This window comes from Nonomuraea sp. NPDC046570, assembly GCF_040645915.1.
Classification (GTDB): Bacteria; Actinomycetota; Actinomycetes; order Streptosporangiales; family Streptosporangiaceae; genus Nonomuraea.
Map to the genome: position 1 here is coordinate 282,042 of NZ_JBEYZF010000005.1, position 24,639 is coordinate 306,680.

Annotated in this window: 24 protein-coding genes; 14 read left to right on the plus strand and 10 right to left on the minus strand. The window is 70.2% G+C overall.

The window, feature by feature from the left end; translation table 11 throughout:
* Positions 1–8: 8 nt before the first annotated feature.
* Positions 9–476 (minus strand): NUDIX hydrolase, encoded by a 468-nt coding sequence (locus ABZ911_RS11455; protein WP_358054423.1) that lies wholly within the window; start codon positions 474–476, stop codon positions 9–11.
* Positions 477–571: 95 nt separating this feature from the next.
* On the opposite strand from ABZ911_RS11455, the gene ABZ911_RS11460 reads away from it, so the two are divergent.
* Positions 572–1,495: an acyl-ACP desaturase gene (locus ABZ911_RS11460; RefSeq protein ID WP_358054424.1), complete on the plus strand. Its 924-nt coding sequence runs from the start codon at positions 572–574 to the stop codon at positions 1,493–1,495.
* Positions 1,496–1,555: 60 nt separating this feature from the next.
* A complete protein-coding gene (locus tag ABZ911_RS11465) occupies positions 1,556–3,502 on the plus strand; it encodes an AarF/UbiB family protein (RefSeq protein WP_358054425.1) in 1,947 nt (648 codons plus the stop codon).
* A 5-nt stretch (positions 3,503–3,507) separates the two neighbouring features.
* Here the strand turns inward: ABZ911_RS11465 and ABZ911_RS11470 are convergent, their stop codons facing one another.
* Both ABZ911_RS11470 and ABZ911_RS11475 read right to left on the minus strand, forming a co-directional pair.
* On the minus strand, positions 3,508–3,810 hold the full coding sequence (locus ABZ911_RS11470; RefSeq protein WP_358054426.1) for a transcriptional regulator: 303 nt from the start codon (positions 3,808–3,810) through the stop codon (positions 3,508–3,510).
* On the minus strand, positions 3,807–4,250 hold the full coding sequence (locus ABZ911_RS11475) for a hypothetical protein (protein WP_358054427.1): 444 nt from the start codon (positions 4,248–4,250) through the stop codon (positions 3,807–3,809). The genes ABZ911_RS11470 and ABZ911_RS11475 overlap by 4 nt, the downstream gene beginning before the upstream one ends.
* 178 nt (positions 4,251–4,428) lie before the next feature.
* Between ABZ911_RS11475 and ABZ911_RS11480 the strand changes: the two genes are divergently transcribed.
* Entirely contained in the window at positions 4,429–6,054 is a 1,626-nt protein-coding gene (locus tag ABZ911_RS11480) for an FAD-binding protein (protein ID WP_358054428.1), read from the plus strand.
* Between the two features lie 38 nt (positions 6,055–6,092).
* On the opposite strand, the gene ABZ911_RS11485 is transcribed toward ABZ911_RS11480, so the two are convergent.
* Both ABZ911_RS11485 and ABZ911_RS11490 read right to left on the minus strand, forming a co-directional pair.
* Positions 6,093–6,686 (minus strand): YdeI/OmpD-associated family protein, encoded by a 594-nt coding sequence (locus ABZ911_RS11485; RefSeq protein ID WP_358054429.1) that lies wholly within the window; start codon positions 6,684–6,686, stop codon positions 6,093–6,095.
* 145 nt (positions 6,687–6,831) lie between these two features.
* The gene (locus ABZ911_RS11490) at positions 6,832–7,260 is read right to left on the minus strand and encodes a VOC family protein (RefSeq protein ID WP_358054430.1); all 429 of its coding nucleotides are present in this window, start codon (positions 7,258–7,260) and stop codon (positions 6,832–6,834) included.
* A gap of 115 nt (positions 7,261–7,375) precedes the next feature.
* Between ABZ911_RS11490 and ABZ911_RS11495 the strand changes: the two genes are divergently transcribed.
* The gene (locus ABZ911_RS11495; RefSeq protein WP_358054431.1) at positions 7,376–7,642 is read left to right on the plus strand and encodes a hypothetical protein; all 267 of its coding nucleotides are present in this window, start codon (positions 7,376–7,378) and stop codon (positions 7,640–7,642) included.
* Positions 7,643–7,819: 177 nt separating this feature from the next.
* Here the strand turns inward: ABZ911_RS11495 and ABZ911_RS11500 are convergent, their stop codons facing one another.
* From ABZ911_RS11500 to ABZ911_RS11510, 3 genes are all read right to left on the minus strand, one after another.
* A complete protein-coding gene (locus ABZ911_RS11500) occupies positions 7,820–8,260 on the minus strand; it encodes a DUF3995 domain-containing protein (protein WP_358054432.1) in 441 nt (146 codons plus the stop codon).
* 448 nt (positions 8,261–8,708) lie between these two features.
* A complete protein-coding gene (locus ABZ911_RS11505) occupies positions 8,709–9,302 on the minus strand; it encodes a DUF6879 family protein (RefSeq protein ID WP_358054433.1) in 594 nt (197 codons plus the stop codon).
* Positions 9,295–9,564 (minus strand): hypothetical protein, encoded by a 270-nt coding sequence (locus ABZ911_RS11510; RefSeq protein ID WP_358054434.1) that lies wholly within the window; start codon positions 9,562–9,564, stop codon positions 9,295–9,297. The genes ABZ911_RS11505 and ABZ911_RS11510 overlap by 8 nt, the downstream gene beginning before the upstream one ends.
* Positions 9,565–9,908: 344 nt before the next feature.
* Between ABZ911_RS11510 and ABZ911_RS11515 the strand changes: the two genes are divergently transcribed.
* Both ABZ911_RS11515 and ABZ911_RS11520 read left to right on the plus strand, forming a co-directional pair.
* Positions 9,909–10,772, plus strand: a complete 864-nt coding sequence (locus ABZ911_RS11515; RefSeq protein ID WP_358054435.1) for a hypothetical protein — start codon at positions 9,909–9,911, stop codon at positions 10,770–10,772.
* Positions 10,766–13,501: a PQQ-binding-like beta-propeller repeat protein gene (locus tag ABZ911_RS11520; RefSeq protein ID WP_358054436.1), complete on the plus strand. Its 2,736-nt coding sequence runs from the start codon at positions 10,766–10,768 to the stop codon at positions 13,499–13,501. The genes ABZ911_RS11515 and ABZ911_RS11520 overlap by 7 nt, the downstream gene beginning before the upstream one ends.
* Before the next feature lie 131 nt (positions 13,502–13,632).
* Here the strand turns inward: ABZ911_RS11520 and arfB are convergent, their stop codons facing one another.
* The gene (gene arfB, locus ABZ911_RS11525) at positions 13,633–14,040 is read right to left on the minus strand and encodes an alternative ribosome rescue aminoacyl-tRNA hydrolase ArfB (protein ID WP_358054437.1); all 408 of its coding nucleotides are present in this window, start codon (positions 14,038–14,040) and stop codon (positions 13,633–13,635) included.
* Positions 14,041–14,202: 162 nt separating this feature from the next.
* Here arfB and ABZ911_RS11530 point away from each other — a divergent pair, with 162 nt between their 5' ends.
* The 3 genes from ABZ911_RS11530 (at position 14,203) to ABZ911_RS11540 (ending at position 17,163) form a co-directional block, all read left to right on the plus strand.
* Positions 14,203–15,021: a hypothetical protein gene (locus ABZ911_RS11530; protein ID WP_358054438.1), complete on the plus strand. Its 819-nt coding sequence runs from the start codon at positions 14,203–14,205 to the stop codon at positions 15,019–15,021.
* A 61-nt stretch (positions 15,022–15,082) separates the two neighbouring features.
* On the plus strand, positions 15,083–16,594 hold the full coding sequence (locus ABZ911_RS11535) for an alkaline phosphatase D family protein (protein WP_358054439.1): 1,512 nt from the start codon (positions 15,083–15,085) through the stop codon (positions 16,592–16,594).
* The gene (locus ABZ911_RS11540) at positions 16,591–17,163 is read left to right on the plus strand and encodes an HAD-IA family hydrolase (protein ID WP_358054440.1); all 573 of its coding nucleotides are present in this window, start codon (positions 16,591–16,593) and stop codon (positions 17,161–17,163) included. Before ABZ911_RS11535 ends, ABZ911_RS11540 begins: the two co-directional genes overlap by 4 nt.
* 12 nt (positions 17,164–17,175) lie before the next feature.
* Here ABZ911_RS11540 and ABZ911_RS11545 read toward each other — a convergent pair whose 3' ends face one another.
* Complete coding sequence (locus tag ABZ911_RS11545; RefSeq protein ID WP_358054441.1) at positions 17,176–18,567, minus strand: FG-GAP repeat protein; 1,392 nt, start codon at positions 18,565–18,567, stop codon at positions 17,176–17,178.
* Positions 18,568–18,650: 83 nt separating this feature from the next.
* Here ABZ911_RS11545 and ABZ911_RS11550 point away from each other — a divergent pair, with 83 nt between their 5' ends.
* From ABZ911_RS11550 to ABZ911_RS11570, 5 genes are all read left to right on the plus strand, one after another.
* Positions 18,651–19,880 (plus strand): cytochrome P450, encoded by a 1,230-nt coding sequence (locus tag ABZ911_RS11550; RefSeq protein WP_358054505.1) that lies wholly within the window; start codon positions 18,651–18,653, stop codon positions 19,878–19,880.
* Positions 19,881–19,983: 103 nt separating this feature from the next.
* Positions 19,984–21,651 carry an ABC transporter substrate-binding protein gene (locus ABZ911_RS11555; RefSeq protein ID WP_358054442.1) on the plus strand — a complete coding sequence of 556 codons (1,668 nt, stop codon included), beginning with the start codon at positions 19,984–19,986 and terminating at the stop codon, positions 21,649–21,651.
* Between the two features lie 37 nt (positions 21,652–21,688).
* Complete coding sequence (locus ABZ911_RS11560; protein WP_358054443.1) at positions 21,689–22,630, plus strand: ABC transporter permease; 942 nt, start codon at positions 21,689–21,691, stop codon at positions 22,628–22,630.
* Positions 22,627–23,607, plus strand: a complete 981-nt coding sequence (locus tag ABZ911_RS11565; RefSeq protein ID WP_358054444.1) for an ABC transporter permease — start codon at positions 22,627–22,629, stop codon at positions 23,605–23,607. The genes ABZ911_RS11560 and ABZ911_RS11565 overlap by 4 nt, the downstream gene beginning before the upstream one ends.
* Entirely contained in the window at positions 23,604–24,548 is a 945-nt protein-coding gene (locus tag ABZ911_RS11570; RefSeq protein WP_358054445.1) for an ABC transporter ATP-binding protein, read from the plus strand. Before ABZ911_RS11565 ends, ABZ911_RS11570 begins: the two co-directional genes overlap by 4 nt.
* Positions 24,549–24,639: the final 91 nt, after the last annotated feature.

Here is a 24,639-nt window from a genome sequence, read left to right on the forward strand (position 1 = left end):
CCGTTCGCTCAGGTGTCTTCGGCGTCGGGGGGATTGCCCGGGATGAGGTGGGGCAGGGCGGTGATGTGCTCGGTCAGGTAGTCGGCCATGACCTCCGGGACCACGCGCCTGGAGGTGATCTCGGAACGGTCCAGCGGGAGCCGTACCACCTCGTAGAGGCCGCGGGACGGGTCGTCGAGCTCGGGGCCGCTGCGCAGGGCGGGGTCCATGGAGACGAGGCGGCAGCCGTACACGTGCTGGATCTTGGTTTCGCCGCGCAGGTCGTAGCGCAGGGTGGTCAGGGGGGTGACGTCGGTGACGGCGGCGCCGAGTTCCTCCATGAGCTCCCGGCGCAGGGTGTCCTCCAGGCCGCCGTCGCCGGGTTCGACGTGCCCGCCGGGGATCGACCAGTAGAGGTCCCTGCCCGGCACGGTCCGCCGGAAGACGACCAGTCGATCCTCCTCGTCGAGCAGGACCCCTCGCACGCTGGGACGCATGTTCCCCAGCCTAACGACCTGGTCAAGTGGTCGTAATCTACCTGCGGTACCGTAACCTACGGTTGCGTAACCTAGAGGAGAAGATCTGTATGGTCATGAGTCAGACGGAACTGCTGCACGAGCTCGAGCCCGTGGTCGCCGGGGAGCTCGACCGCCACCTCAAGGTGGCGAAGGAATGGTTCCCCCATGAGTACGTCCCGTGGAGCCAGGGGCGCGACTACGACGGGATCTTCGAGGGTGAGGCCTGGCAGGACTCCGACTCGACCATCCCCGAAGCCGCGCGCGTCTCGCTCATCGTCAACCTGCTGACCGAGGACAACCTCCCCAGCTACCACCACGAGATCGCCACGACGTTCGGCCGTGACGGCGCGTGGGGCACCTGGGTGCACCGGTGGACCGCCGAGGAGGGCAGGCACGGCACCGCGATCCGCGACTACCTGACCGTCACCCGCGCCGTCGACCCGGTCGCGCTGGAGCGCGCCCGGATGGTGCACATGGAGGGCGGTTTCACCACCGAGTACGACACGATGCTCGGGCAGCTCGCCTACGTCTCCTTCCAGGAGCTGGCGACCCGCATCGCGCACCGCAACACGGGCAAGGCCTCCGGCGACCCCAACTGCGAGCGGCTGCTCGCCAAGATCGCCGCCGACGAGAACCTGCACATGCTGTTCTACCGCAACCTGCTCAAGGCGGCCTTCGAGCTCGACCCGAACCAGACCATGCGGGCGATCACCGACGTGGTGACCACGTTCCAGATGCCCGGCAACACCATCGAGGGCTTCACCCGCAAGGCCATGATCATCGCCAACGAGGGCATCTACGACCTGCGCCTGCACCTCGACGACGTGCTCATGCCGGTGCTGCGCCAGTGGTCGGTCTTCGACAAGACCGGCCTCGACGGCGAGGGCGAGAAGGCCCGCGACGAGCTCGCCGCCTTCCTGGAGAGGCTCGAGACCTCGGCCGCCAGGTTCGTCACCCGCCGCGAGGAGCGCAGGGCTCGCGCCGAAGCCGCACGTTAGAACCCCCGAGGGAGCATGGGATGATCAAAACCGCCCATGCTCCCTTCCCCTGAGGTCGTTATGGACATCTCCCTCGCTCTGAGCCTGTCGTTCGGCGTCTTCACGATGATCGTCGCGCTGGCCGTGGCGGCGCGGCGGCTGCTGGGCGTCAGGTTCGGCGTCGTGCGCACCGCCGTGGCCGCCTTGATGGCGTTCAGCCTGGCCGGGCCGCTGCTGGAGCCCGTGATGATGTCGTTCAAGGACACCGGCTCCGAGGGCAACCCCGGCATGGGCCCGCTGTGGGTGCTCGTGCTCGTGGTCATGTGCGTGGTGCTGATCCCCATGGTCATCCTGGTGGTCGCCGAGGCGCTGGTGCCGCCGGGCTCCATCCCCGGCCCGATCGAGTTCGCCCGCTCCCTGCGCGGCCGGATGTCCAGAGCCCGCCGCTACTCCCAGATCACCCGCATCGCCTTCAGGCACGGCCTCGGGCCGTACCTGCGCGGCCGCGGCGACCGCCTCGACGACCAGAGCGGCCGGGTACGGCTGGCACGCTCGCTGCGCGCCGCCCTCGACGACGGCGGCGTCACCTTCGTGAAACTCGGCCAGGTGCTGTCCACCCGCCGCGACCTGCTGCCCGCCGAATTCGTCGACGAGCTCGGCAAGCTGCAGGACCACGTCGCCCCCGCACCCTGGGAGCAGATCGAGCGGGTCCTCACCGCCGAACTCGGCGGCCCCGTCGACGAGGTCTTCGCCGCGTTCGACCGCCGCCCGCTGGCCGCCGCCTCCATCGCCCAGGCGCACACCGCCCGCCTGCACACCGGCGAGGACGTCGTGGTCAAGGTCCAGCGGCCCGCCATCCGCGCCGTCGTCGCCCGCGACCTCGACATCGTCGCCAGGCTCGCGCACACCCTGGAGACCAGGACCCGGTGGGGCCGCGCGCTCGGCCTGCGCGACCTGGCCGAGGGCTTCGCCACCGCCATCCGCGAAGAGCTCGACTTCAGGATCGAAGCCGGGAACATGGCCGCCGTCGCCGCCTCCGGCACTGTCACCTACCCCGCCCCGCATGTCGAGCTGTGCACCGAACGCGTCCTCGTCATGCAGCGCCTGACCGGCGGCCCGCTGTCCGGCGCGACCCGCGAGCAGGGCCCCGAACTGGCCCGCACGCTGCTCGACTGCCTGCTACGCCAGATCCTGCTCGAAGGCGTCTTCCACGCCGACCCGCACCCCGGCAACATCATGCTGCTCAGCGACGGCACCCTCGGCCTGCTCGACTTCGGTTCCGTCGGCCGCCTCGACAGCTCCGTGCGCGCCGCCCTGCAGCGCTTCCTGATCGCGATGAACCGCCAGGACCCGCTCGGGGTCACCGACGCGCTGCTGGAGGTCGTGCCCCGGCCGGAGGAGATCGACGAGGCGGCCCTGGAACGGGCCATGGGGCAGTTCATGGCCAGGCACCTGGCCCCGGGCGCGGCCAGCGTCCAGATGTTCACCGACCTGTTCAGGATCGTCACCGAGTACGGCCTGTCCGTCCCGCCCGAGGTGGCGGCCGTCTTCCGGGCGCTGGCCACCCTGGAGGGTACTCTCGTCACCCTGGCGCCCGGCTTCAACCTCATCGGCGAGGCCCGCGCGTTCGCCGGCGGCTACCTGGCCGAAAAGCTCGACACCACGTCGGTGAAGGACGCGGTCACCCACGAGATCGCCACGCTGCTGCCGATGCTGCGGCGGCTGCCCCGGCGGATCGAGCGGATCGCCAGCGCGGCCGAACACGGCCGCTTCTCGATGAACGTCCGGCTGCTGGCGGACGAGCGGGATCGGCGCTTCGTCACCGGGCTGCTGCACCAGGTGCTGCTGACGGTGCTGGGGGCCACGGCCGGGATCATGGGCGTGGTGCTGCTCGGCACGGACGGCGGCCCCTGGGCGATGGCCGGGATCATCAGCCTGTACCAGCTGATCGGGTACAACCTGCTGGTCATCAGCTCGATCCTGGTGCTGCGCGTCCTGGTCGGGGTCTTCCGGTTGAACCGGACCTGAAGGCGCTACTCTCCGACGATGGCGCGCAGGGCCGCCACATGGGCGTGGTACGCGGCGCGCCCGGACCTGGTGAGGGAGAGCCAGACGCGCTGCCGGGTCTCGCGTACGGCCTTGACCTGCTTGACGTATCCGGCCTCCATCAGCACGCTGACGTGCTTGCTCAGCACCGAGTCGCTGACCCCCAGCCGGTCCCGCACCAGGCTGAACTCGACCTGCTCCGCCGCCTCCAGCAGCGCGCAGATCCGCAGCCGGTTCGGCGCGTGGATGGTGGCGTCGAAACCGTCCTCGACGTTGTCGGTGACCGTCATGCCGGGGTCCGCGCCCGCCGGTTGTGGACGAGTCCGTACCCGATCGTCCAGCCTCCGCCCACCACGGCGGCGACCACCCAGATCCAGTCCCCTCGGGCGTCGAGGATCTCGGCGGCGACCCAGATCGCGGCCAGGGGCGTCACGAGGACCAGCTGCTGGCCGTCCGTGAGGTTCCGCGGCGCGATCCCGGACCGGTCGACCTGCTTGTTGTAGACGCGCTCGGTCACCACGTAGCCCGCCACTAACACGGCGACCAACGCCAGGCTGACGAACTCGTCCAGCGCCTGGAGGGCCAGGGCGACGGCCATCAGCAGGCCGCAGGCCGGGAAGAACCAGGCGGGGATCGGCTTGTGCCCGGCGGCGCGGGCCTGCTGGACCGCCTCCAGCGCGGCGGCGGCCTCGGTGGGGGAGGGACGCTCGAAGCTCTCGTTTGTTTCCATACCGGAAAGAGTCTCCCTGACTTTCCAAGTTGTCAAGACTAGGCTTTCCGACACGGAAACCCTCACGGTGTAGGTACCTACACCCCCGATCTGCACCTGGGTGCATTCTCCCGCCGTGGCCGCCTTCCTATCGTCGGAGAGGACGGACTTCCCGACACACACCAGGGGGTTGTGGATCATGAGTGAGGTCACCCGCCGGGCACTCATCGGCGGCACGGCGGCGCTCGGCGGAGGAGCGATGACGACAGGACTCCTCGCGGCGGGCCCCTCGGCCGGGGCCGGGGGGCCGCCGCCGCTCGGCCCCGTCGTCGTGCGCCCGGGCGACCCGCGCTACGAGGACCTGGCGGTCCGCAGGACCAACCAGCGCTTCCGCCCGGAGCCGGAGTACTTCCACCTGGTCGGCTCCACCGAGCAGGTCGTCAAAGCGGTCGGCGACGCGGTCCGCGCGAACCGGCGCGTCACCGTCCGCAGCGGCGGCCACTGCTACGAGAACTTCGTCGGCGAAGGCGCGCAGGTCGTCATCGACATGTGCGAGATGTCGGAGGTCTACTTCGACGAGAAGCGCGGCGCGTTCGCCATCGAGGCCGGCGCCACCCTGATGCAGACCTACCGCAAGCTCTACCTCGGCTGGGGAGTCACCATCCCCGGCGGCCAGTGCGGGGGCGTGGCCGCCGGAGGCCACATCGCGGGCGGCGGGTACGGCCCGCTCTCCCGGCGCGACGGCCTCACGGTCGACTACCTGCACGCCGTGGAGGTCGTGGTGGTCGACCGCTCGGGCCGGGCCCGCGCCGTGGTGGCCACCAGGAACCCTTCCGACCCGAACCACGACCTGTGGTGGGCGCATACCGGCGGCGGCGGCGGGAACTTCGGCGTCGTCACCCGCTACTGGATGCGCGACCCGAAGGCCAAGGGGAACGACCCGTCGAAGCTGCTGCCCAAGCCGCCCGCCACCGTGCTGTCCGGCGTGGCCATCTGGTCGTGGGACGGCATGACCAAGGAGTCGTTCCGCAGGCTGCTGCGCAACCACGGCGAGTGGCACGAGCGCAACAGCGCCCCGGGGACTCCGTACGCCTCCCTGTGGGGCTCGCTGCTGATCCCCGGGCGCAAGGCGGGCGCGGATCCCGGCGGGATGATCCTGCCCTGTCAGATCGACGCGGCCGTGCCCGACGCCGAGCGGTTACTGGGCGACTACTTCGCCGCCGTCGCAGAGGGCGTCACGCCCAAGGTGTTCGTCCCGCCGTTCCAGCGCGATCCGTGGTTCCACGCGGCGCGCACCCTGTTACTCGGCGAGGAGGAGGAGTCGGGCCGGTACAAGGGCAAGTCGGCCTACCTGCGCAGGCGCTTCACGGACGAGCAGGCCGACGTCGCCTTCGACCACCTCGGCACCGCCGGCGACCTCTCCTCCAGCGGCCTGCTGTGGATCCTCTCGTACGGCGGGCAGGTCAACACCGTGGACCCGGCCGCGACCGCCACGGTGGAGCGCGAGTCGATCCTCAAGGTGATCCACCTGGCCGCCTGGGACGAGACCCAGGACGGCAAGGCGCACCTGGAATGGGTACGCCGGTTCCACCGGCGGACATTCGAGAGCACCGGGGGAGTGCCGGTGCCCGGCGGCAACTGCGGCGGCGCGTACATCAACTACCCGGACATCGACCACGCCGACCCGAAGTGGAACACCTCCGGCGTGCCGTGGTCCACGATCTACTACGGCGACAACTACGCCCGCCTCCAGCGCGTGAAGGGCCGCTGGGACCCCCGCGACGTCTTCCACCACGCGCTGTCGGTCCGCCCGCCGGGCCGCTGACCCTGGCCCTGCCCGCTCGGAGGGACTGCGCCCTCGCGTCACCCCGCCTGGCTCGCCGTTCCTTCTCCCGCTTCCATCTTGGCGACCATCTTCTTCAGACGGACGGCGCGGCCTTCCGGTGTCCTCGCTTTCATGAGGTTCAGGAGCTCGGCATATCGCGCCGTCCGGCTGAGGGACTCGAAGAAGACTCTCGCGGGCTCACTGCGTTCCAGCGCCTCCGCGAGATCAGCCGGCACGGTGGCGTTCTTCTGCGAGTCATAGGCGGCGTCCCACCGCCCGTCCGCCTGGGCGGCCTCGACCTCCGCGAGACCAGGCCCCCGCATCCGCCCGGCGGCGACCAGCGCCTCAACTTTGCCCACGTTCACTTTCGACCACGAGCTCTTCGGGCGCCGACGTGAGTACCTCTGCAGGAAATACGCAGCGTCACAGGATTTGCGCTGGCCATCGATCCACCCGTAACACAAGGCGACATCAAGCGCGTCCGACGACGTCACCGAAACCCGCCCGGCCCCCTTCTTGGCGATCTTCAACCACGCACTCGTATGCGTCTCCCAGTGGTCGGCCAGCCAGCCCTCCCACTCCGCGGCGTCCTCGAAAACAATCCCGTCGGCCACGTCCACGCCTGCCTTCATGTTTTGATCCTCTCCGTGCCGGATAGTCACAGCGGACGCCCGGCCGTGCTGCGGTGGAGGCGCCCATCAGGTTCTCCCTGGGGCCGTCGCCTTCGGGGCAGCGGGTGTCGTCAGGGGCCGGCGCCGCATGGCCGGGCGGTGCGTGTCACGCCTTGTTGATCGCGTCCAGGATTTCCACATAGTGCGGGTTGTACATGATTCCGAGGACGTTCCCGAACGGATCGACCACGGAGGCCGTGACGAACCCCGCCCCACGAACCGTGAGCGGCTCGTACTCCTTGGCCCCCATGGTCAGGAGCCGATCGAGCGTCGCCTCCACATCGTCCACGTGCCAGAACAGGACAGCCCCACCCGGCTCGCCGCCCGGACCGCCGGGCGCGTACCTGCTGTCGATCAGTCCCAGCTCGTGCTGGTAGTCCCCGACGCGAAACTCGATGTACGCCGGAGGCCCCTCGACCGGACGCTGGAAGTAGGGCTCGATGCCCAGCAGCTCGGTGTACCACTTCTGCGCCGCCGCGAGGTCATCGGCGAAGAAGCTGACGGTGGCGAATCCCCGCAGGGTGTGTGTTTCCATGTCCCGAACGCTACAGACGCTTGTGGAACCTCCGGTTCCTCAATGTCGTAAGAACGCCGGGAACTTTCTCCGGGGCTCCCTCCGGCGCCTGTAGTCCGGAGATCACGCAGAGTCCATGGCGGGCCGCGTCCTGTCGGACCGCAATCTGAAGCGGATGCGGCAGGCGGTCGAGATCTTGCAGGAGATCATGAAGGAGGCCGGGGCTTGGGAGGACCCTGACGAGCACGACCCCACCAAGCACCAGCACCCCGAGATGCCGATCGAGCCGACGATCATGCCGGACTCCACCGCCCCCTCGGCGCTGCCCAGCGAACTCAAGCAGCTCACCACTGAGCAACTCGGCGCAGGGCGGGCCGTCCTCGACTTCCTGGCGAGCGCGTGACCGGGCTTCGCCTGGTCCCGGTCACCTTCGCGCAGCCCGCTCCCAGCTTGGCTCGCGCCCTTGGCTGTTCGACGGCAGGGCGGCCCGTCTCGAGTTCGGGAACGTACTTGTAGATCGTGGAGCGGCTGACACCCAGTAGCCGGGCGATGGAGGAGACGGTGTTCTCCGGCCGGGCCGCTACTTCCCCCAACGTCCGCGCGACCCGGCGGCGACCGCGGCCGAGGCCGCCAGCGCCAGGCACAGCGGCGAGTAGGCGATGCGGTCGAGGCGGCGGAAGCGGGGCGAGTCCGATCCCGGGGACAGCAGGTCCGTACGGCCCGAGAGCCCGGCCGCGCCGCGCAGAGCGAGTACGCCCGCGACACCGGCCGCGCCGATACGGGACAGTGCCGGGGTACGCCGGGGCCGGCCCGTGACCAGGAGGGCGGCGGTCCCCAGGGCGCCCGCGACGGCGAAGCACGCCCCCCGGCCGGGCAGGGACGTGGTGCCGGCCACCGCGTCGGCGAGGGATTCCCGGTCGGGCAGCGGCCACGACGAACCCAGGCCCCAGGCAACATGCAGACCAGCCAGGGTCGTCAGCGTCGCGGCGGACACCCCAGCGGTAGCACGCCCGATACTCATGCCCCTCAAGTTACACCCGCCCCGCGCCGCCCGTGATCGACGGTCCACCTCGACGATCCCCTTGGCGACCCCTCGGTGGGGCACCCGTGACGGGTGCCCGCCGCGGATCCCTTGAAGGAGACCGCGCTATCGCCCACCACGTCGGAGCACTTGCCAGTGAGATGCCATAGCGCGGCTGCTGCGGCGGCCAGCAGCCCGAGGAGCAGGAAGAGCCGGTTTGTCGGGCGAGTGAGGCGCTTCGTCGCCGAGACGGTGACAGGAGAGTTCTCCGAGCCGGAGCGAGGCGCGTCTCGGGACGGGGCGGGGACCGTCCGGTAGACGTCGTCAAGGATCTGGTGTCGTTCCCGCCGGGTTCCCGCGCTCAGCAGAACCGTGATGAGAAGCAGTGTGATGGTGAGGAAGCGGCGGCCGCCGCCGGCCATTCTGGTGAGCGTGCGCCGACCCCGCATCACCCGTCCTGCAGCGGGGGAGGGAGTGCGGCCCGGTCTCGTTCCAGGAAGGCGAGGAGATCCTCCCCGCGGGCGTACAGCTTGTCCACCTCGTGCCAGCATGACTCGATCACTTCGAAGCCCAGGAACTTACGGGCGCCGCTGAGGGTTCCGCTCTCGTCGTAGAGAACCTCGTACATCACCGACGATCCCAGGATGACCAGCTCAGGCATCGCCCGATCCTCCAGCACCCCGGAGTCAAGGACCCGGATCCGCTCGCCCGCTTCTGCTCTCAGCCGGATGAAGTGCAGCTCCCACCGCAGATAGGGAGTGTACGGCCGCGCCACCAGGCGAACCCGGCGCATCGGGAAGCCCGGGGCCTCCAGGACGGGAGCCTGGATCTCCTCCGCGGTCTCGTCGATGATGCGCAGCGCCTCGTGCCAGTCTCCCCGGTCCAGGGCCTGCCAGCTGGGATTACGCGGCTCCCTGAACGACTGGCGGCATTCGAGTTTCCAGAACACCCCTTCCATGCTCCGGAAGTACGGCCAGAAGTCGGCGAGGTATCCGTCGGCGCTGAGATTCTCCGACTGCTGTCCAATTAGATCATCAAGCATCTGGTATATCCTGTTTTGCCGAAATGAGCTGGCTTCTGGGGATGACCACGAGACGCTCGTCGCGCGAGAGACTTACTCCGTCGGGGAGTCGATTTCTGTACGATTCGGTGAGGTCGCGACCGATAATGGCGATGTCTCCGTTGGAGAGTTCCCAGATATCAAGGCAGTCCCGACTGGCAGTCGTATGGCCGAGTTCCTGCGAAGACTTCCCCAGGCGCCTGCGAAGAGCGGCGTTCGGGTCGGCTTCCCACGGACGGGGCATCGCGCACCTCGTTTCGCTGATCGCCGCCTTGGCTTCCTGATCTTTTCACGCCGCCTATGGTCCGGCTATTTTGCAGGCCGCGGCAGATATCCACCCCATCATGGGTCAGTGCGACTGCGGTGCAATTGCCGGCCCGATGACGGCGAGGAAGGCCCACGACTGCTGCGGGAGATGCAACTCCCGGCCGCCGGTGCACGCCCTCGGTGTGCCACTGCCGGTGGAGTACTAAGTGGTCTGCCTCGTAAATCCTTCGGGGGGCAGGCCCGCTTTGCGATGATCAGTAGGCGCCGAGCGGGCATACTCGTAGCGGAACCTACGCATCCACGCCCACCGGGAAGACGGTCATGGCCAGACGACGCCAGGGCAAGACACGGACGAAGGGTACGGCGAACAAGGACGGCAACCCGGCGCAGGGAGAAGCCTCAGTCAGTGGCTGGAAGGCCGCGCGTACGTGGCTGGCCGGGATCGTCAGCGCCGTGCTCATCGCCGCGATCGGCGTGGTGTTCACCGCCTGGTACACCGCCAGCGGGACCGACGCCGTCGACAGCATCGGTGGCGCACCGCCGCTGACGATCGGGCATGTGGCCGCGGACCTGAGGGAGCGTCCACTCGTGCTGAGAGAGCCCGTGACCGGCCCCCAGGACCGCGCGACCCTGCTGGGCAAGGCGGTGGACGACGCCGACGTCGCGGCCGTGCTGGCCCGCCACCACGTCGCCACGATCGGGGACATGAACGTCACCGTCGTCCTGACTGGCAACCGCAGCAGCCTGCGCATCATCGACGTCAGGCCGCGGGTGCTCCTGCGCGCGCCGCCCGCCGACGGCGCCCTGCTGCGCCAGGGCACCGCCGGGGAGGTCGGCACGGTCGAACTCGTCGCCGACCTCGACCGACGGCCGATCCACTTCGCCGCGAAGAAGGACCCGCGCACCGCGTACTTCACGAAAAAGCAGATCGACCTGAAACGGGATGAAAGAGTCACACTCAGTCTGTCGATCACTGGCAAGTCGGCCTACTACGAGTTCGATCTCGTGGCCACGGTACTGGCCGGGGACCAGTCCGAGCAGGTCGTGATCAACGGGCCGGGAGGCGTTCCGTTCCGGCTGACGGGCCCCGCCGACTCCTACCGCAGCACCTACAGCAGATTGGAGACCGGTGGCTGGGCGCCGGCCTCCACCGACCAGGTCTGCACGGCCGTGGTGGCATGCTGACCGCGCGGGCCGCCGCCGCCCTGCTGACGGCGCTGCTCCTGGTGACGCCGGCTGCCGACGCCCCCAGCGACGGTCCTGTGCCAATCGGGTGGCGTACGGCGTGGACGGCGCCCGCCGACGCCAACCCGGTGAACTGGCGCTACGCGACCCCGCACTACGGCGCATCCGCGCAGGCGCTGGCCATGGCCGCCGACGATGGCGCGGTGCGCGTCCATGACGCCCGTACCGGCACACTGACCCGCACCTTCACGACCTCCGGCGCGACCGTGGCCGGGGTGTGGCTGGCGTCCGGCACCCTCGTGGTGCTCACCGAGGACGGGGAAGGTGATGGTCAGACGCTCCAGGCGTACGACCTGGCCACGGGCGCGGCGTTGTGGCGGCACGCCGTCGGCCTCGTCGTCGAGGGGCGCGAGCCCGGCACCGGCGCCTACACCGGGCCGCGGATCATGGTGACCGAGCGCGGCGTCGTGCTCGCTGAGCGGCGACTCGAACCCCTCACCCTCCTGTCCCTGGACCTGCGCTCGGGCAGAACCCTGGCGAGCACTGTGCACGAGCGGCATTGCGACCTGGTCGCCGAGAAGGGTGCCCGCTCGGTGCTGCTGCTCGACTACTGCGCGGGCAACCGAGTCCGGCTCTCATCCGTGGATCCGGCCACACTGCGGCCCGTCTGGACGCGTACGTTGCCCCCGCCCGAGCTCACCTTCCCGACCTCGACGCAGGTCGGCGACCCGCCCAGGCTTGCCCTCACCGTCAGCGGCGACGGGTACGCCGAGGTCATGGCCGACGAATTCGCCGCGTTCTACGCGCCGGACGGCCGGCGGCTGTCCACCTTCCAGGAATCGCTGACCCCCGCCGGCTCGGTGCGGGGCGGCCGGTGGACCGAGCCGATCCACGTCGGCGGTCTCCCCGCCGAGGGCGACGGCGGCACGCTCATGATCAGGCCGATCGGGTGGCCGCTGCCGGCGTTCCTGACCTCCCTCGACCTTGCCACGGGACGCCTGCACGCCCTGCCGCTCGACGTGCCCGGTGTGGGCGCCTCCCTCGTGGGGACGGCAGGGGACCTGGCGTTCGTGCGGTCCGGCGGGCGCGTCACCGCCTACACCCTGACGTACGGGGCCGCGACGGGGCGCCATCTGTTCGGCGACGTTCCGCGCGACGCCTGGCCGGACGCGTGCGACCTGCTGAGCGCCGCCGACCTACGCCCTCTGGCAGACGGCTACGTACCCAGGCCGGTGAGGCGGGCTCTGCTCGGGTGGCCGCTGCCCAAGCCCGTCCAGTGCGACTGGATCCCGCCCACGGACGACGCCCCTGTCATCTCCGTCTCGGTGGACTGGGTGTCGCACTCCGACGCCGCCGCGCGACGGATTTTCGCCGCGGAGACCGCCTCCATCAAGCAGAATTCTGCCTACGACCCGGTCACGGAGGATCCGTACCTGCTCGACTATCTCCAGTCCACCGCCACCGGCACCGGCAGCGCGCCGGAAGCCGTCGTCGGCGTGGGGCCGGTGATCGTCCGGTTAGCCTCCGTCTCGCGCCCGGCGCTCAGGCTCCTGGCCCCGGTGGTACGGGACGAGCTGCTGGCCCGCCACGGGCTTCCCCGGCCCTCGCCGACGGCCCTTCCCCAGGTGCGCTGGAGTTTCCCCACGGACGGCGACGTGCAAGGCGCACCCGTGGTGACCGGCGACGGCGTCTACGCCTCCGGCGGCGGCCGGGTCTACGCCCTGGACGCTTCCTCCGGCCGCCCGCGCTGGGCCCGCACGATCAGCGACTTCGTGACGGCGTTTCAGGTCGTCGATGGCCAGGTCTACGTCTCGGGCGGGTCCGTCCTGCACGTCTTCGACGCCCGCACGGGCCGTCAGAAATGGCGGTACCAGGGCAAGCGGATCGACAGGTTCACCGTGGCGGCGGGACGCGTTGTCTTCTGCACCCGCAAGGAGATCGTCATGCTGGACGCGGCCTCCGGGCGGCGGCCGCGGCGTTCCGGCGAGCGCGGCTGTTTCGGCAACGAGCATCTCGCGATCGGCGACGGCGTCGTCTATGTCTCCAGCGGAAAGGGCACCGTGGACGCGCTGGAGACCGCCACCGGCCACCGTCGATGGAGCGCGCGCACCGACGCGGACGTGACACCAGCGGGGAAGGCCGTCTACGCCGTCACCGGCGGCCGAGTCCGAGCGCTGGACGCCGCCTCCGGCGCAGAACGCTGGAGCACCCATGTCGGCAACGGTGTCATCTCCGCCCCGATACTTGCCGGCACCGCCCTCTACGCCAGGGACTCGGCGGGCACCCTGCACGCGCTCGACGCCCGTACCGGCAAGAAGCGGTGGACCTTCCCGACCGGCATCACCTATCCGCTCGCGCCCGTGACCGTCTCCGGGAGTCGCCTCTACCTGGCCGGGCCCGGCGGCATCGTCCGCGCCCTGGACGCGGCCTCAGGTGTGGAACTGTGGAGTACGCCGGTGGGAGGCGACAGCGCCTCCGCCCCGATCGCGCACGCGGGCACCGTGTACGCGGAGGGCGACAAAGCCGTTCACTCACTGGACGCTGTGACGGGCGCGCGCAGGTGGCGCGTGAGCACCGGCAGCAGAACGGCGATCGGCCCCGTCGTCGCCGGCGGGCTCGTCTATGCGAGCGGCAGCGGCAACGTGTACGCTCTCGACCCCGCCGCCGCCTCGGGCACCACCCCGCCCGCATCGCGGAAGCCCAGCGCACTGCCGGTCACCTCCCCGTAGGGAGGTGACCATGCCGAACACGCCCTCGACTTCGTCTGCGATCTATACGTGGCCAACACTGACCGCTGAACCCAGCCCACCCACGCGATCGGCTCTCACGTCAATCCCCGAAGGACTTCCGAAGTCGACTACTAAGGGTCGCGGCGCAGGCGTTTGACGTCGGAGCGGAGTTTCTTGGCGGAGATCCTGCGTTCCACCGCGCCCCGGCTTGGCTTTGTCGGCCGGCGTCGCTTGGGCGGTGGGGCGATCGCCTCGCGGAGGCGCTGGGCCAGGCGCTGCTCGGCCGCCTCCCGGTTGCGCAACTGGGAGCGGAACTCCGAGGCCGCGATCGTGATGAGCGGCCCGCCGAGGCGCTCCAGGGCGCGGGCCTTGAGCGGGTCCGGCAAGGCGGTCGTGGCGGAGAGGTCGAAGGTGAGCTCCACGCGGCTGTCGGTGGTGTTCACGCCCTGCCCGCCAGGCCCGGACGACCGCGAGAAACGCCAGACGAGCTCGCCGTCCGGAATGACGACCGAGTCGTTGACGATCAGCGGCCCTGGCATGGCGATGTGCTCCTTGTCGTGAATCCGATCCTCACCGTATCCGGCCGCTCCATGCCACCGGCAACAGGATTTCCCGGCGAACCGCCCAAGAGTTGACGACAGCCCTCGGCCGACATATGCAACGATCAGCCGAAAAAGCGGGGCGAATTGTGGGGAGGGGCTGTGGGGGCCATCGTCGGCGTGCACGGCATCGGGAAGTACAAGTACTACCGTCAGGCGGGTAACTCGGCCGTGGGGGCCGCCGAGGCCATGCGGCTCAAGTGGGACCGCTACCTGGGGGCGGGGCTGGGAGGCGGCGCGGGGCCGTACATCAAGGAGGTCGCCTACTTCTCGCACCACCTCGTCGACGCCAAGGGTGAGGCGGTCAAGGCGGTGGCGAAGATGGAGGAGCCGGCCCAGCAGGTGTTCGCCGCCTGGGCCAGGGAGGTGGGGTTCGGGGAGCCGATCACCGGGGCGCTGAAGGCGTTCACGAGCTGGGTGCTGGAGCGGCTGGACGGCAGGGCGGCGGCCTTCGCGGCGCTGTTCTGCCCCGAGGTCGCCGCCTACCTCACCGACCAGGCCAGGCGCGAGCGCTGCCAGCGGGAGGTCGCCGAGGCGGTACGCCGCCACCACCCCAAGGTGCTGATCGCGCACTCGCTCGGCAGCGTCGTCGCCTACGAGACCCTGTGGGCCAACCCCGACCTCGAGATCGACCTGCTCATCACCCTCGGAAGCCCGCTGGGCATGCGCAACGTGGTGTTCGAGCGCCTGTTGCCCGCACCGATCAACGGCCGTGGCGAACGGCCCAAGGGCGTCAGGCGCTGGGTGAACATCGCCGACAAGGACGACATCGCGGCCATCCCGCCGGGGCTGCGCGACAGCTTCACCGGCGTCGACCAGGAGCTGCAGGTCAACCTCGACTGGCTGGATTTCCACACGGCGGAGAAGTACCTGGGCTGCGGCGCGCTGAACGAGCCGCTGCGCCCCTACCTGGCAGTTTGAGTTCATCCTCGCTTGACTCGGGTGTCACGACCCGGTCAGCGGGGCCGGACATACCTGGGGCGTGGAACGCAGAGCCTTTCTCGCCGCAGCCGCCGCGACCCTGTTCGTCCCCGCCAAGACCGCGAGGACACTGGCCGGCGACCCCTTCACGCTCGGCGTCGCCTCGGGCGACCCGTCCATCGGCGGGTTCGTGATCTGGACCCGCCTGGCCCTCGACCCGCTCGGCGTCAACGGCCGCGGTGGCATGCCGGTCCGCGACGTCGCCGTGGACTGGCAGGTCGCCGCCGACGAACGCTTCTCGAAGATCCTCCGCTCCGGTACGGCGACCGCCCGCTGGAAGCAGGCCCACAGCGTGCACGTCGAACTCGACGGCCTCGAACCGGGACGGGAGTACTTCTACCGCTTCAGAACCGAGGGCAGGCTCTCACCCGTGGGCCGTACCAGGACGACGCCCGCGGGAGGGCAGCCGCTCACCTTCGCCGTCGCCGCGTGCGCGCACTACGAGCACGGCTTCTACACCGCCTACCGCCGCCTGGCCGAACAGGAACCCGACCTGGTGCTGCACCTGGGCGACTACCTCTACGAGTACGGCCCGAGCGGCTACACCGCCCTGGCGGGCCGGGTGCGCACGCACACGCCCGGCAAATGCGCCACGCTGGCCGACTACCGGCTGCGGCACGCGCAGTACAAGAGCGACCCCGACCTGCAGCTCGCGCACGCCGCCGCGCCGTGGCTGGTCTCCTTCGACGACCACGAGCTGGAGAACAACTGGGCCGGTCCGGTCTCCAGCACCGGGGCGCCCGCCTTCGACCGGCGCAGGGCCGCCGCGTTCCAGGCCTACTACGAGAACATGCCGCTGCGCCGGGGGAGCCTGCGGGGCGCGGTGCTCCGGGTCAACCGGCGGGTCTCCTGGGGGACGCTGGCCCGCTTCCACCTGCTGGACACCCGGCAGTTCCGCGACGACCAGGCGTGCCTGGACGGCGTGCGGGCCGCCTGCGACGAGCGGCTGTCGGCCCGCCGTACCCTGCTCGGCGCCGACCAGTGGCGCTGGCTGGAAGGTGGCCTGGCGGCCTCGGACACCGGCTGGAACCTGATCGGGCAGCAGATCCTGATGACCCAGCGCGACTACAAGGTCGGTCCCGGCCGCGAGGTGAACCTGGACTCCTGGGACGGGTACGCGCCCGAGCGGACCAGGCTGCTCAACGGGCTGCGCGGCGTCTCCAACCCCGTGGTGCTCACCGGTGACGCCCACATGCACCACGCGGCCCAGCTCAAGCCCGACTTCGACGACCCGGACTCACCGGTGGTGGCGACGGAGCTGGTGGCCTCCTCCATCGCCAGCGACGGCGACGGCTACCGGGACCGGGCGTGGGTGGCCGAGGCGCTGGCCGAGAACCCGCACATCTCCTACCTCGACCAGCGCAGGGGGTACATCGTCTGCCACCTGACCGCCACCGAGATGTCGGTGGATTTCCGGACCCTCGACTACATCTCGCGGAAGGGAGCTCCGGCGAAGACCGCCCAACGCCTCACGCTGCCCGCGCAGGAGTCCGCGCATAGGCTGAGATCATGACTTGGGTGCTCTTCGACTACGGAAACGTCATCTCCCTCGACCAGCCGAAGGCGGAACGCGACGCCATGGCCGACACCGCCGGGGCCGACCGCGACGCCTTCGCCCAGGCGTACTGGAAGCACCGCCCGGAGTACGACAGAGGCACGCTCACCGACGCCGCCTACTGGACGTTCGTCCTCGACCGCGACGCCGAGCCCGGTGAGGTGGAACGGCTCGTCGAGCTGGACATCGCAAGCTGGACCCATCCGAACCATGACACTCTTGAGATTCTTGGACGGTTGCCCGGCCGGGTCGCCCTGCTGTCCAACGCGCCCGCCAGTATGGCCGACGGCATCGACCGGCAGCCGTGGATGGACGGGATCGCGCCGCGCTTCTACAGCGGCCGGATGGGCCTGGTCAAACCGGGCGAGGCGATCTACCGGGCGGTGCTCGAGGGGCTGGGCGCGGAGCCGGGCGAGGTGACGTTCGTCGACGACCGGCTGGCGAACATCGAGGCCGCCGAGCGCCTCGGCCTGGTCGGCATCCACTTCCGCGAGGCCGCCGACCTGGCGCCACTGCTCACGAATTAAGCGCCCTGCTGATCAGCCGCCGAAGGCGTAGCCGTACAGGCCGGGGCCGGTGCCCAGCCTGCGGGTCTCGCGCGGGCGCAGGCCCGGGTGGGGGCCCGGTTGGCGGGTGCCGGGGATGAGCGTGACGACGCCGCTGCCCGGCGCGGCGACCACCAGCGCGCCCGGCGTCCGGCCGCGGCCCGGCGAGGTGGCGAGGGAGGCGCCGAAGTCGCGGCCCCGGCCCTTGATCAGGAGGTTGCCCCGGCTGGTCAGGCCGCCCGCGCGGGTGCCCGCCAGCACCTGTACCGCGCTCTCGCCGGGCACGCCGACGGCCAGCTCGGCGTCCCCGTCGCCGTTGAAGTCGCCGGTGGCCAGCGCGGCGCCGAACCGGTCGGAGTAGCGCGGCTCGCCCTTGAGCGGGCGCTGCGTCCACGCCTCGCTGCGCGCGGTGCGCAGGCCGGTGCGCGTGCCGTACACGACGTGCACCATGCCGTCGCCGTAGTCCATGGCCCGCTGGTTCGCGCTCAGGCCCTCGCCGGGCGCGCCCACGGCCAGGTCGTCGCGGCCGTCGGCGTCGAAGTCGGCCGCCGCGAGGGAGGCGCCGAAGGCGTCCCACTTCTCGGCCACCCCCTTGATCCACGGGCTGTCCTGGGTGAGCAGGACCGCGCGGCGGCGCACCGGGTCCAGGACGGTGACCGAGCCCTGCCCGTCGGTCGTCACGCTGTCGGCGGGCGCGCCTACGGCCAGTTCGTCGCGCCCGTCGCCGTCGAAGTCGCCGGTCGCCAGCGCCGCGCCGAACTGGTCGGTGACCAGCGCGCGCTGCCCCACCCAGGAGGTCTCCTGGGTGATCTCGCGCCCTTTGCCGAACAGCACGGCCACCGCGCCGCCCCGGCCGCGTGACGGCGCCCCGGCGGCCAGTTCGTCGTCGCCGTCGCCGTCCAGGTCTCCGGCGGCGAGCGCGGCGCCGAAGCGGTCGCCGGACGGCCTGGGCAGGCTGATCACCCGGCCGGGACGCAGGCCCGCGGTCGAGCCGTGGAAGAGCTGGACGACCCCGTTGCCGTCCGCTCCCGGCCGGGCGGGGCCGGTGAACTCCTCCGACGCCCCGACCGCGAGGTCGGCGCAGCGGTCGCCGTCGAAGTCGCCCACGGCGAGCGCGGAGCCGAAGGAGTCGCCGTTCTCCGCCGCGCCGGGCACGCCGGGGGAGTCCTGGGAGAGGACCTCGTGGCGGCGCGAGCCGTACAGGATCGTGACGGTTCCGGCGCGGGTGCGGCCGCCCACGGTCGCGTACGGCGCGGCCACGGCGAGGTCGGCCAGGCCGTCGCCGTCGAAGTCGGAAGGGGTGCCGCAGACGCGGACGGCGGCGCTCGCGCCGGGGCAGAACAGGGGGAGGGTGAGGCAGGCGGCGGCGAGAATGGACATGCTCATGACTGCAAGCTGTCCAGGCCCGCTGAACTTCGGGTGACCGTATCAGCCCATCCGGAAGAACGTGCCAGGATATGTAGGTGGCAATGGACATCGACCTGGCAGATTTGGCGTTCTGGCGCAAGCCCCTCAAGGAGCGGTACGAGGCGTTCGCCCAGCTCCGGCAACTCGAACATCCGGTGTTCTTCCCCGAGAAGCGGGTGCCGCTGCTCCGCTCGGGACAGGGCTTCTACGCCCTCGTCCGGCACGCCGACGTGGTCGAGGCCAGCCGCAACGCCAAGATCTTCTCCAGCGAGCCCGCCGTCACCAACCCCGAGCCGCCCGGCTGGGTCAAGCAGGTGTTCGGCGAGTCGATGGTCAACATGGACGACCCCCGGCACGCCCGGCTGCGCCGCATCGTCACCCGCTCCTTCAGCCCGCGCATGCTGCAGAACCTGCAGGGCGACATCGACGCGGCCTGCCGCCGCATCGTCGACGACGTGATGGCCCAGGGGCCGCGCGACTTCGTCGCCCAGGTCGCCGCCCGGCTGCCCATCCACGTCATCTGCGACATGATGAACATCCCCGACGAGCTGCGCGCCAAGGTGCACGAGCACGTCGACATCTCTACCGCGTACACCGGCCTGCGCCCGAGCCTGGCGCACAGCGTGAAGATGGCGGGTCAGAACATGCTGGCCCTGTTCGCCCTGCAGCGCATGGTGATCAAGCTCGGTCACGAGCGCATGGCCGACCCGCAGGGCGACCTGGTCTCGCTGCTGGTCACCGCCAACCCCGACGGGGAGAAGCTGACCGACAAGGAGCTCGGCTCGTTCTTCTCGCTGCTGCTGGTGGCGGGCAACGAGACCGCGCGCAACACCATGGCGCACGGCGTCAAGCTGCTCACCGACCACCCGGCCCAGCGTGAGCTGCTGATGAGCGACTACGACGCGCACATCAACGGCGCGATCGAGGAGATGGTCCGCTTCGTCTCGCCGATCATGCAGTTCCGCCGTACGGTGACCGAGGACTACTCGCTGCGCGGCCTGGAGCTGAAGAAGGGCGACAAGGTCGTGCTGTTCTACGGCTCGGCCAACCGCGACGAATCGGTCTTCGCCGACCCCGACGACTTCGACATCACCCGCGACACCAAGCCGCACGTCGGCTTCGGCGGTCCGGGCCCGCACTTCTGCCTGGGCGCGAACCTGGCCAGGCAGGAGATGCGCGCGATGTTCCGCGAACTGCTCACCAGGCTTCCGGAGATCCGCTCGGTGGGCGAGCCCGAGCTGCTGGTCTCCAACTTCGACAACAGCGTGCGGAGTCAGGGCTTCACCTTCTAGAGCGGCACCAAGTCGGACACGGCTTGGTAACGCACTCTTGTCAGTACTATTTCACATTATTATGTTACGTGTCACAACACCCCCGAAGACGTGGAGTGACGATATGTCCAAGAGGACTTCCCTGCTGGTCGCCGGACTCCTGTTAGGTGTGGCCGCCTGTGGTGGCGGCGGGCAGGCTGCCGAACCGAAGAGCGGGAGCGACACCCCGGCCAAGGGCGGGACCCTGACGATCCTGTCCAACCAGGACTTCTCTCACCTGGACCCGACCCGGAACTGGACCATGCCGCAGATGGACTTCGGCATCCGGCTGCTCTACCGCACGCTCACCACGTTCAAGGCCGAGCCGGGCGCCAAAGCCTCGGAGATCGTCCCCGACCTGGCCACCGACCTCGGTACCCCCACCGAGGGCGGCAAGGTGTGGACCTTCACCCTCAAGGACGGGGTGAAGTACGAGGACGGCACACCCGTCAAGGCGCAGGACATCAAGTACAACGTGGAGCGCTCCTTCGCCCCCGAACTGCCGGGCGGCCCCAACTACGCCCAGCTCTACCTGGCCGGCGGCGAGGACTACAAGGGACCGCTCAAGGGCAAGCACCTCGACTCGATCCAGACGCCCGACGACAAGACGATCGTCTTCACGCTCAAGCGGCCCGTCGCGGAGTTCTCCTACACCGTCACGCTGCCCACCTTCGCCCCCGTGCCCGAGTCGAAGGAGGCCGGCGCGCAGTACGACAACCGGCCCTTCTCCTCTGGCCCGTACAAGATCGAGATCTACGACCGGGGCAAGGAGATGGTGCTGGTCCGCAACGAGCACTGGGACCCGGCCACCGACACCGTGCGCAAGGCCTACCCCGACCGGATCGTGGTCAAGCAGGGGCTGCGCCAGACCGTCATCGACGACCGGCTCATCGACAGCCGCGGCGAGGACTCCGCGGCGATCTCCTACTCCGACGCCTCGGCCGCCAGCCTGGCCAAGGTGCTGCCCAAGCCGGAGGTGAAGGCCCGCCTGGTCAGCGAGATCTCCGGCTGCACCGACATGCTCGGCTTCAACACCAGCAAGGCGCCCTTCGACGACCCGAAGATGCGCCAGGCCGTGCACTTCGCGCTCGACAAGCAGGCCATGCAGACCGCGGGCGGCGGCCCCGGCATGACCGAGATCGCCACCTCCTACCTGCCGCCCGCCATGTCCGGCGGCCAGAAGCAGGACGTCTACCAACTCCCGCCCAACGGCGACGTGGAGAAGGCCAAGGCGCTGCTCGGCGGCAAGACGCTGGACGTCGGCCTGACGATCTCCACCGGCGACAAGGCGCTCGGCGAGGCCGCGCAGGCCTCGCTCAAGCGGGCGGGCATCAACCTGACCCTCAACCCCGTCGACCCGTCGGTCTTCTACGACACCATCGGCGACACCGCCAAGACCCCCGACATGTTCACCTACGGCTGGTGCCCCGACTACCCGTCCGGCGCGACGTTCCTGCCGCTGCTGTTCGACGGCCGCACCATCGTGGAGAAGGGCAACTCGGGCAACGTCTGGCAGTTCAAGGACGACGCCGTCCAGAAACGGATCGACGAGATCCAGGCGATGACCGACACCGCCGCCGCCCAGCAGGCCTGGATCGACCTCGACAAGCAGGTCATGCAGCTCTCCCCGGCCGTGCCGTTCTCCTGGGACCGCAAGCCGCTGCTGATCGGCAAGGACGTCACCGGCGCCTTCGGCCACCCGGTCTGGTCCGGCCAGCTCGACTTCGCCGTCCTCGGGGTGACGCAGAAGTGACCGGATACACCGGTTTCGGCGACCGGGGTGAGCGCGCGTGACCGCGCTCGCCCCTCCCGCGGCGGCCCCCGTGGCCGCCGCGGGGCGCTCGCCCTCGCGACTGGTGTGGGAGCGGCTGCGCCGCGACCGCGCGGCCCGGTTCGGCCTGATCGTCGTCGCGCTGTTCGTGCTCATCGCCCTCAGCGCGCCACTGCTGACCAAGCTGAACGGCTGGTCGCCCTACGACTTCGACCCCACCGCCATCGACAAGGAGCTGGCCGGCGTGCCCAAGGGCGCGCTCGGCGGCATCAGCGCCGAGCACTGGCTCGGCGTCGAACCGGTCAGCGGGCGCGACATCTTCAGCCGCATCGTGTACGGCGCCCGCATCTCCCTGCTCATCTCCGCCCTCGCCACCGTCGTCTCGGTGCTCCTCGGCACCACGTTCGGCCTGCTGGCCGGCTACTTCGGCGGCTGGGTGGACGCGGCGATCAGCCGGGTCATGGACCTGCTCATGTCCTTCCCCAGCCTCATCTTCATGATCGCGCTGATCTCGGTGATCCCCGACGGCGACCGGGTGACGCTGCTGGTGTGCATCATGGGCGGGTTCGGCTGGCCGTACATCGGGCGGATCGTGCGCGGGCAGGCGATCACCGTCAAGCACCGCGAGTACGTCGAGGCGGCCCGCGTCGGCGGCGCCATGGGCGGGGGGCTGCTGTTCCGGGAGATCCTGCCGAACATCACCGCGCCGATCCTCGTCTACGCGACCCTGTCCATCCCGGCCAACATCGGCACCGAGGCCGCGCTGTCGTTCCTCGGCGTCGGCGTGCGCCCGCCGACCGCCTCGTGGGGGCAGATGATCCAGGAGTCGATGCTCTGGTACGAGGTCGACCCGATGTACTTCATCGTCCCCGGCCTCTGCCTGTTCCTGACCGTGCTCGCCTTCACGCTGCTCGGCGACGCGCTGCGGGACGCGATCGACCCGAAGGGGGCCAGGCGATGACCCTGTACCTGCTCCGGCGGCTCGGCGCCGTGGCCGCGATCCTGCTGGTCATCTGCGCGGTGACCTTCGTGATCTTCTATGTGGTGCCGTCCGACCCCGCGGTGCAGGCGTGCGGCAAGACCTGCACGCCCGAACGCGTCGCCGAGGTACGCGCCCAGATGGGCCTCGACCGGCCGGTCTGGGAGCAGTTCGGCGCCTACGTCGTCGGCATCTTCGCCGGGCGCACGCTGGCCGCCGGAGTCGAGTGCGGCTTCCCCTGCCTCGGCTTCTCCTACCAGAACTCGCTGCCGGTGTGGGACCTGCTGATCGACCGCCTGGGCACCAGCGTCTCGCTGGCCATCGGCGCCGCCGCGCTCTGGCTGGTCATCGGCCTGAGCGTCGGGGTGATCTCCGCGCTGCGCCGCGGCAGCGCCCTGGACCGGACGCTCATGGTCACCACCCTCACCTCCGCCTCGCTGCCGGTCTACTTCGTGGCGATGCTGCTGCTGCTGTTCGCGGTCAGGGTGACCGGGCTGCTGCCCTACCCGGCCTATGTCGAGCTGACCGAGGACCCGGTGGCGTGGGCGAGCAACCTCATCCTGCCGTGGGTCACGCTGGCCGCGCTGTACGCGGCGATGTACGCCAGGCTGAGCCGCGCCCAGATGATCGAGACGATGGCCGAGCCGTACATCCGCACCGCCCGCGCCAAGGGCCTGCACGAGCGGACCGTGGTCACCAAGCACGGCATGCGCGCCGCGGTCACGCCCATCGTCACCATCTTCGGCATGGACCTCGGCGGCCTGCTGGCCGGAGCCATGATCACCGAGACGGTGTTCGGGCTGCCGGGCATCGGGCGGCTGGCCTACGACGGCATCGTCAAGGCCGACCAGCCGGTCATCCTCGGCACGACGCTGCTGGCGGCCTTCTTCATCGTGCTGGCCAACCTGCTGGTGGACCTGGTGTACGCGGTGATCGACCCCCGGGTGAGGTACTCATGATTCTCCAGGTACAGGACCTGTCGGTGTCGTTCGGCGACATCCAGGTGGTCGACGGGGTCAGCTTCGGCGTGCAGCGGGGGCGCACGCTCGGCATCGTCGGCGAGTCGGGGTCCGGCAAGTCGGTGTCCTCGCTGGCGGTGCTCGGGCTGCACCGCGACGCCGCTGTCACCGGGTCGATCGTGTTCGACGGCGAGGAACTGGTCGGCGCGCCCGCCGAGCAGTTGCGGCGGCTGCGCGGCAGCAGGATGGCGATGATCTTCCAGGATCCGCTGTCGTCGCTGCACCCCTTCTACACCGTGGGGGAGCAGATCGCCGAGGCGTACCGGCTGCATCGCCGTACCTCGCGCAAGGTCGCGCGGGAGCGGGCCGTGGAGATGCTCGCCGAGGTCGGCATCCCCGAGCCGCGGCGCAGGGCCGGGGAGCACCAGCACCGCTTCTCCGGCGGCATGCGGCAGCGTGTCATGATCGCGATGGCGCTGGCCTGCGAGCCCGACCTGCTGATCGCCGACGAGCCGACCACCGCGCTGGACGTGACCGTGCAGGCGCAGATCCTGGAGCTCATCGCGCGCATCCAGGCCGAACGCGGACTCGCGGTCATCATGATCACGCACGACCTCGGCGTGGTGGCCAGGATCGCGGACGAGGTCCTGGTGATGTACGGCGGGCGGACCGCCGAGCACGCCCGTTCGCGCGCCGTCTTCAAGGACACCCGGCACCCGTACACCCGCGGCCTGCTGGACTCCGCGCCGGGCGCAGTCCAGGAGACGGGCGGGCGCCTGCGCGCCATCCCCGGCAGCCCGCCGTCACCGCTCGAGCCCCCGTCCGGCTGCCGCTTCCACCCGCGCTGCCCCTCGGCCATGGAGGTCTGCGCGGCGGAGCGGCCCGCCCTGCTCGGCGCCGATCACAAGGTCGCCTGCCACCTGGAAGGAGTCACCCTGTGAAGGCCGACCCGATGGGTGCCCGCCACCTGGAAGGAGTCATCCGATGAAGGCCGAGCCTATGGGCGCCACCGCCGAGTCGCCCGCGCCGGCC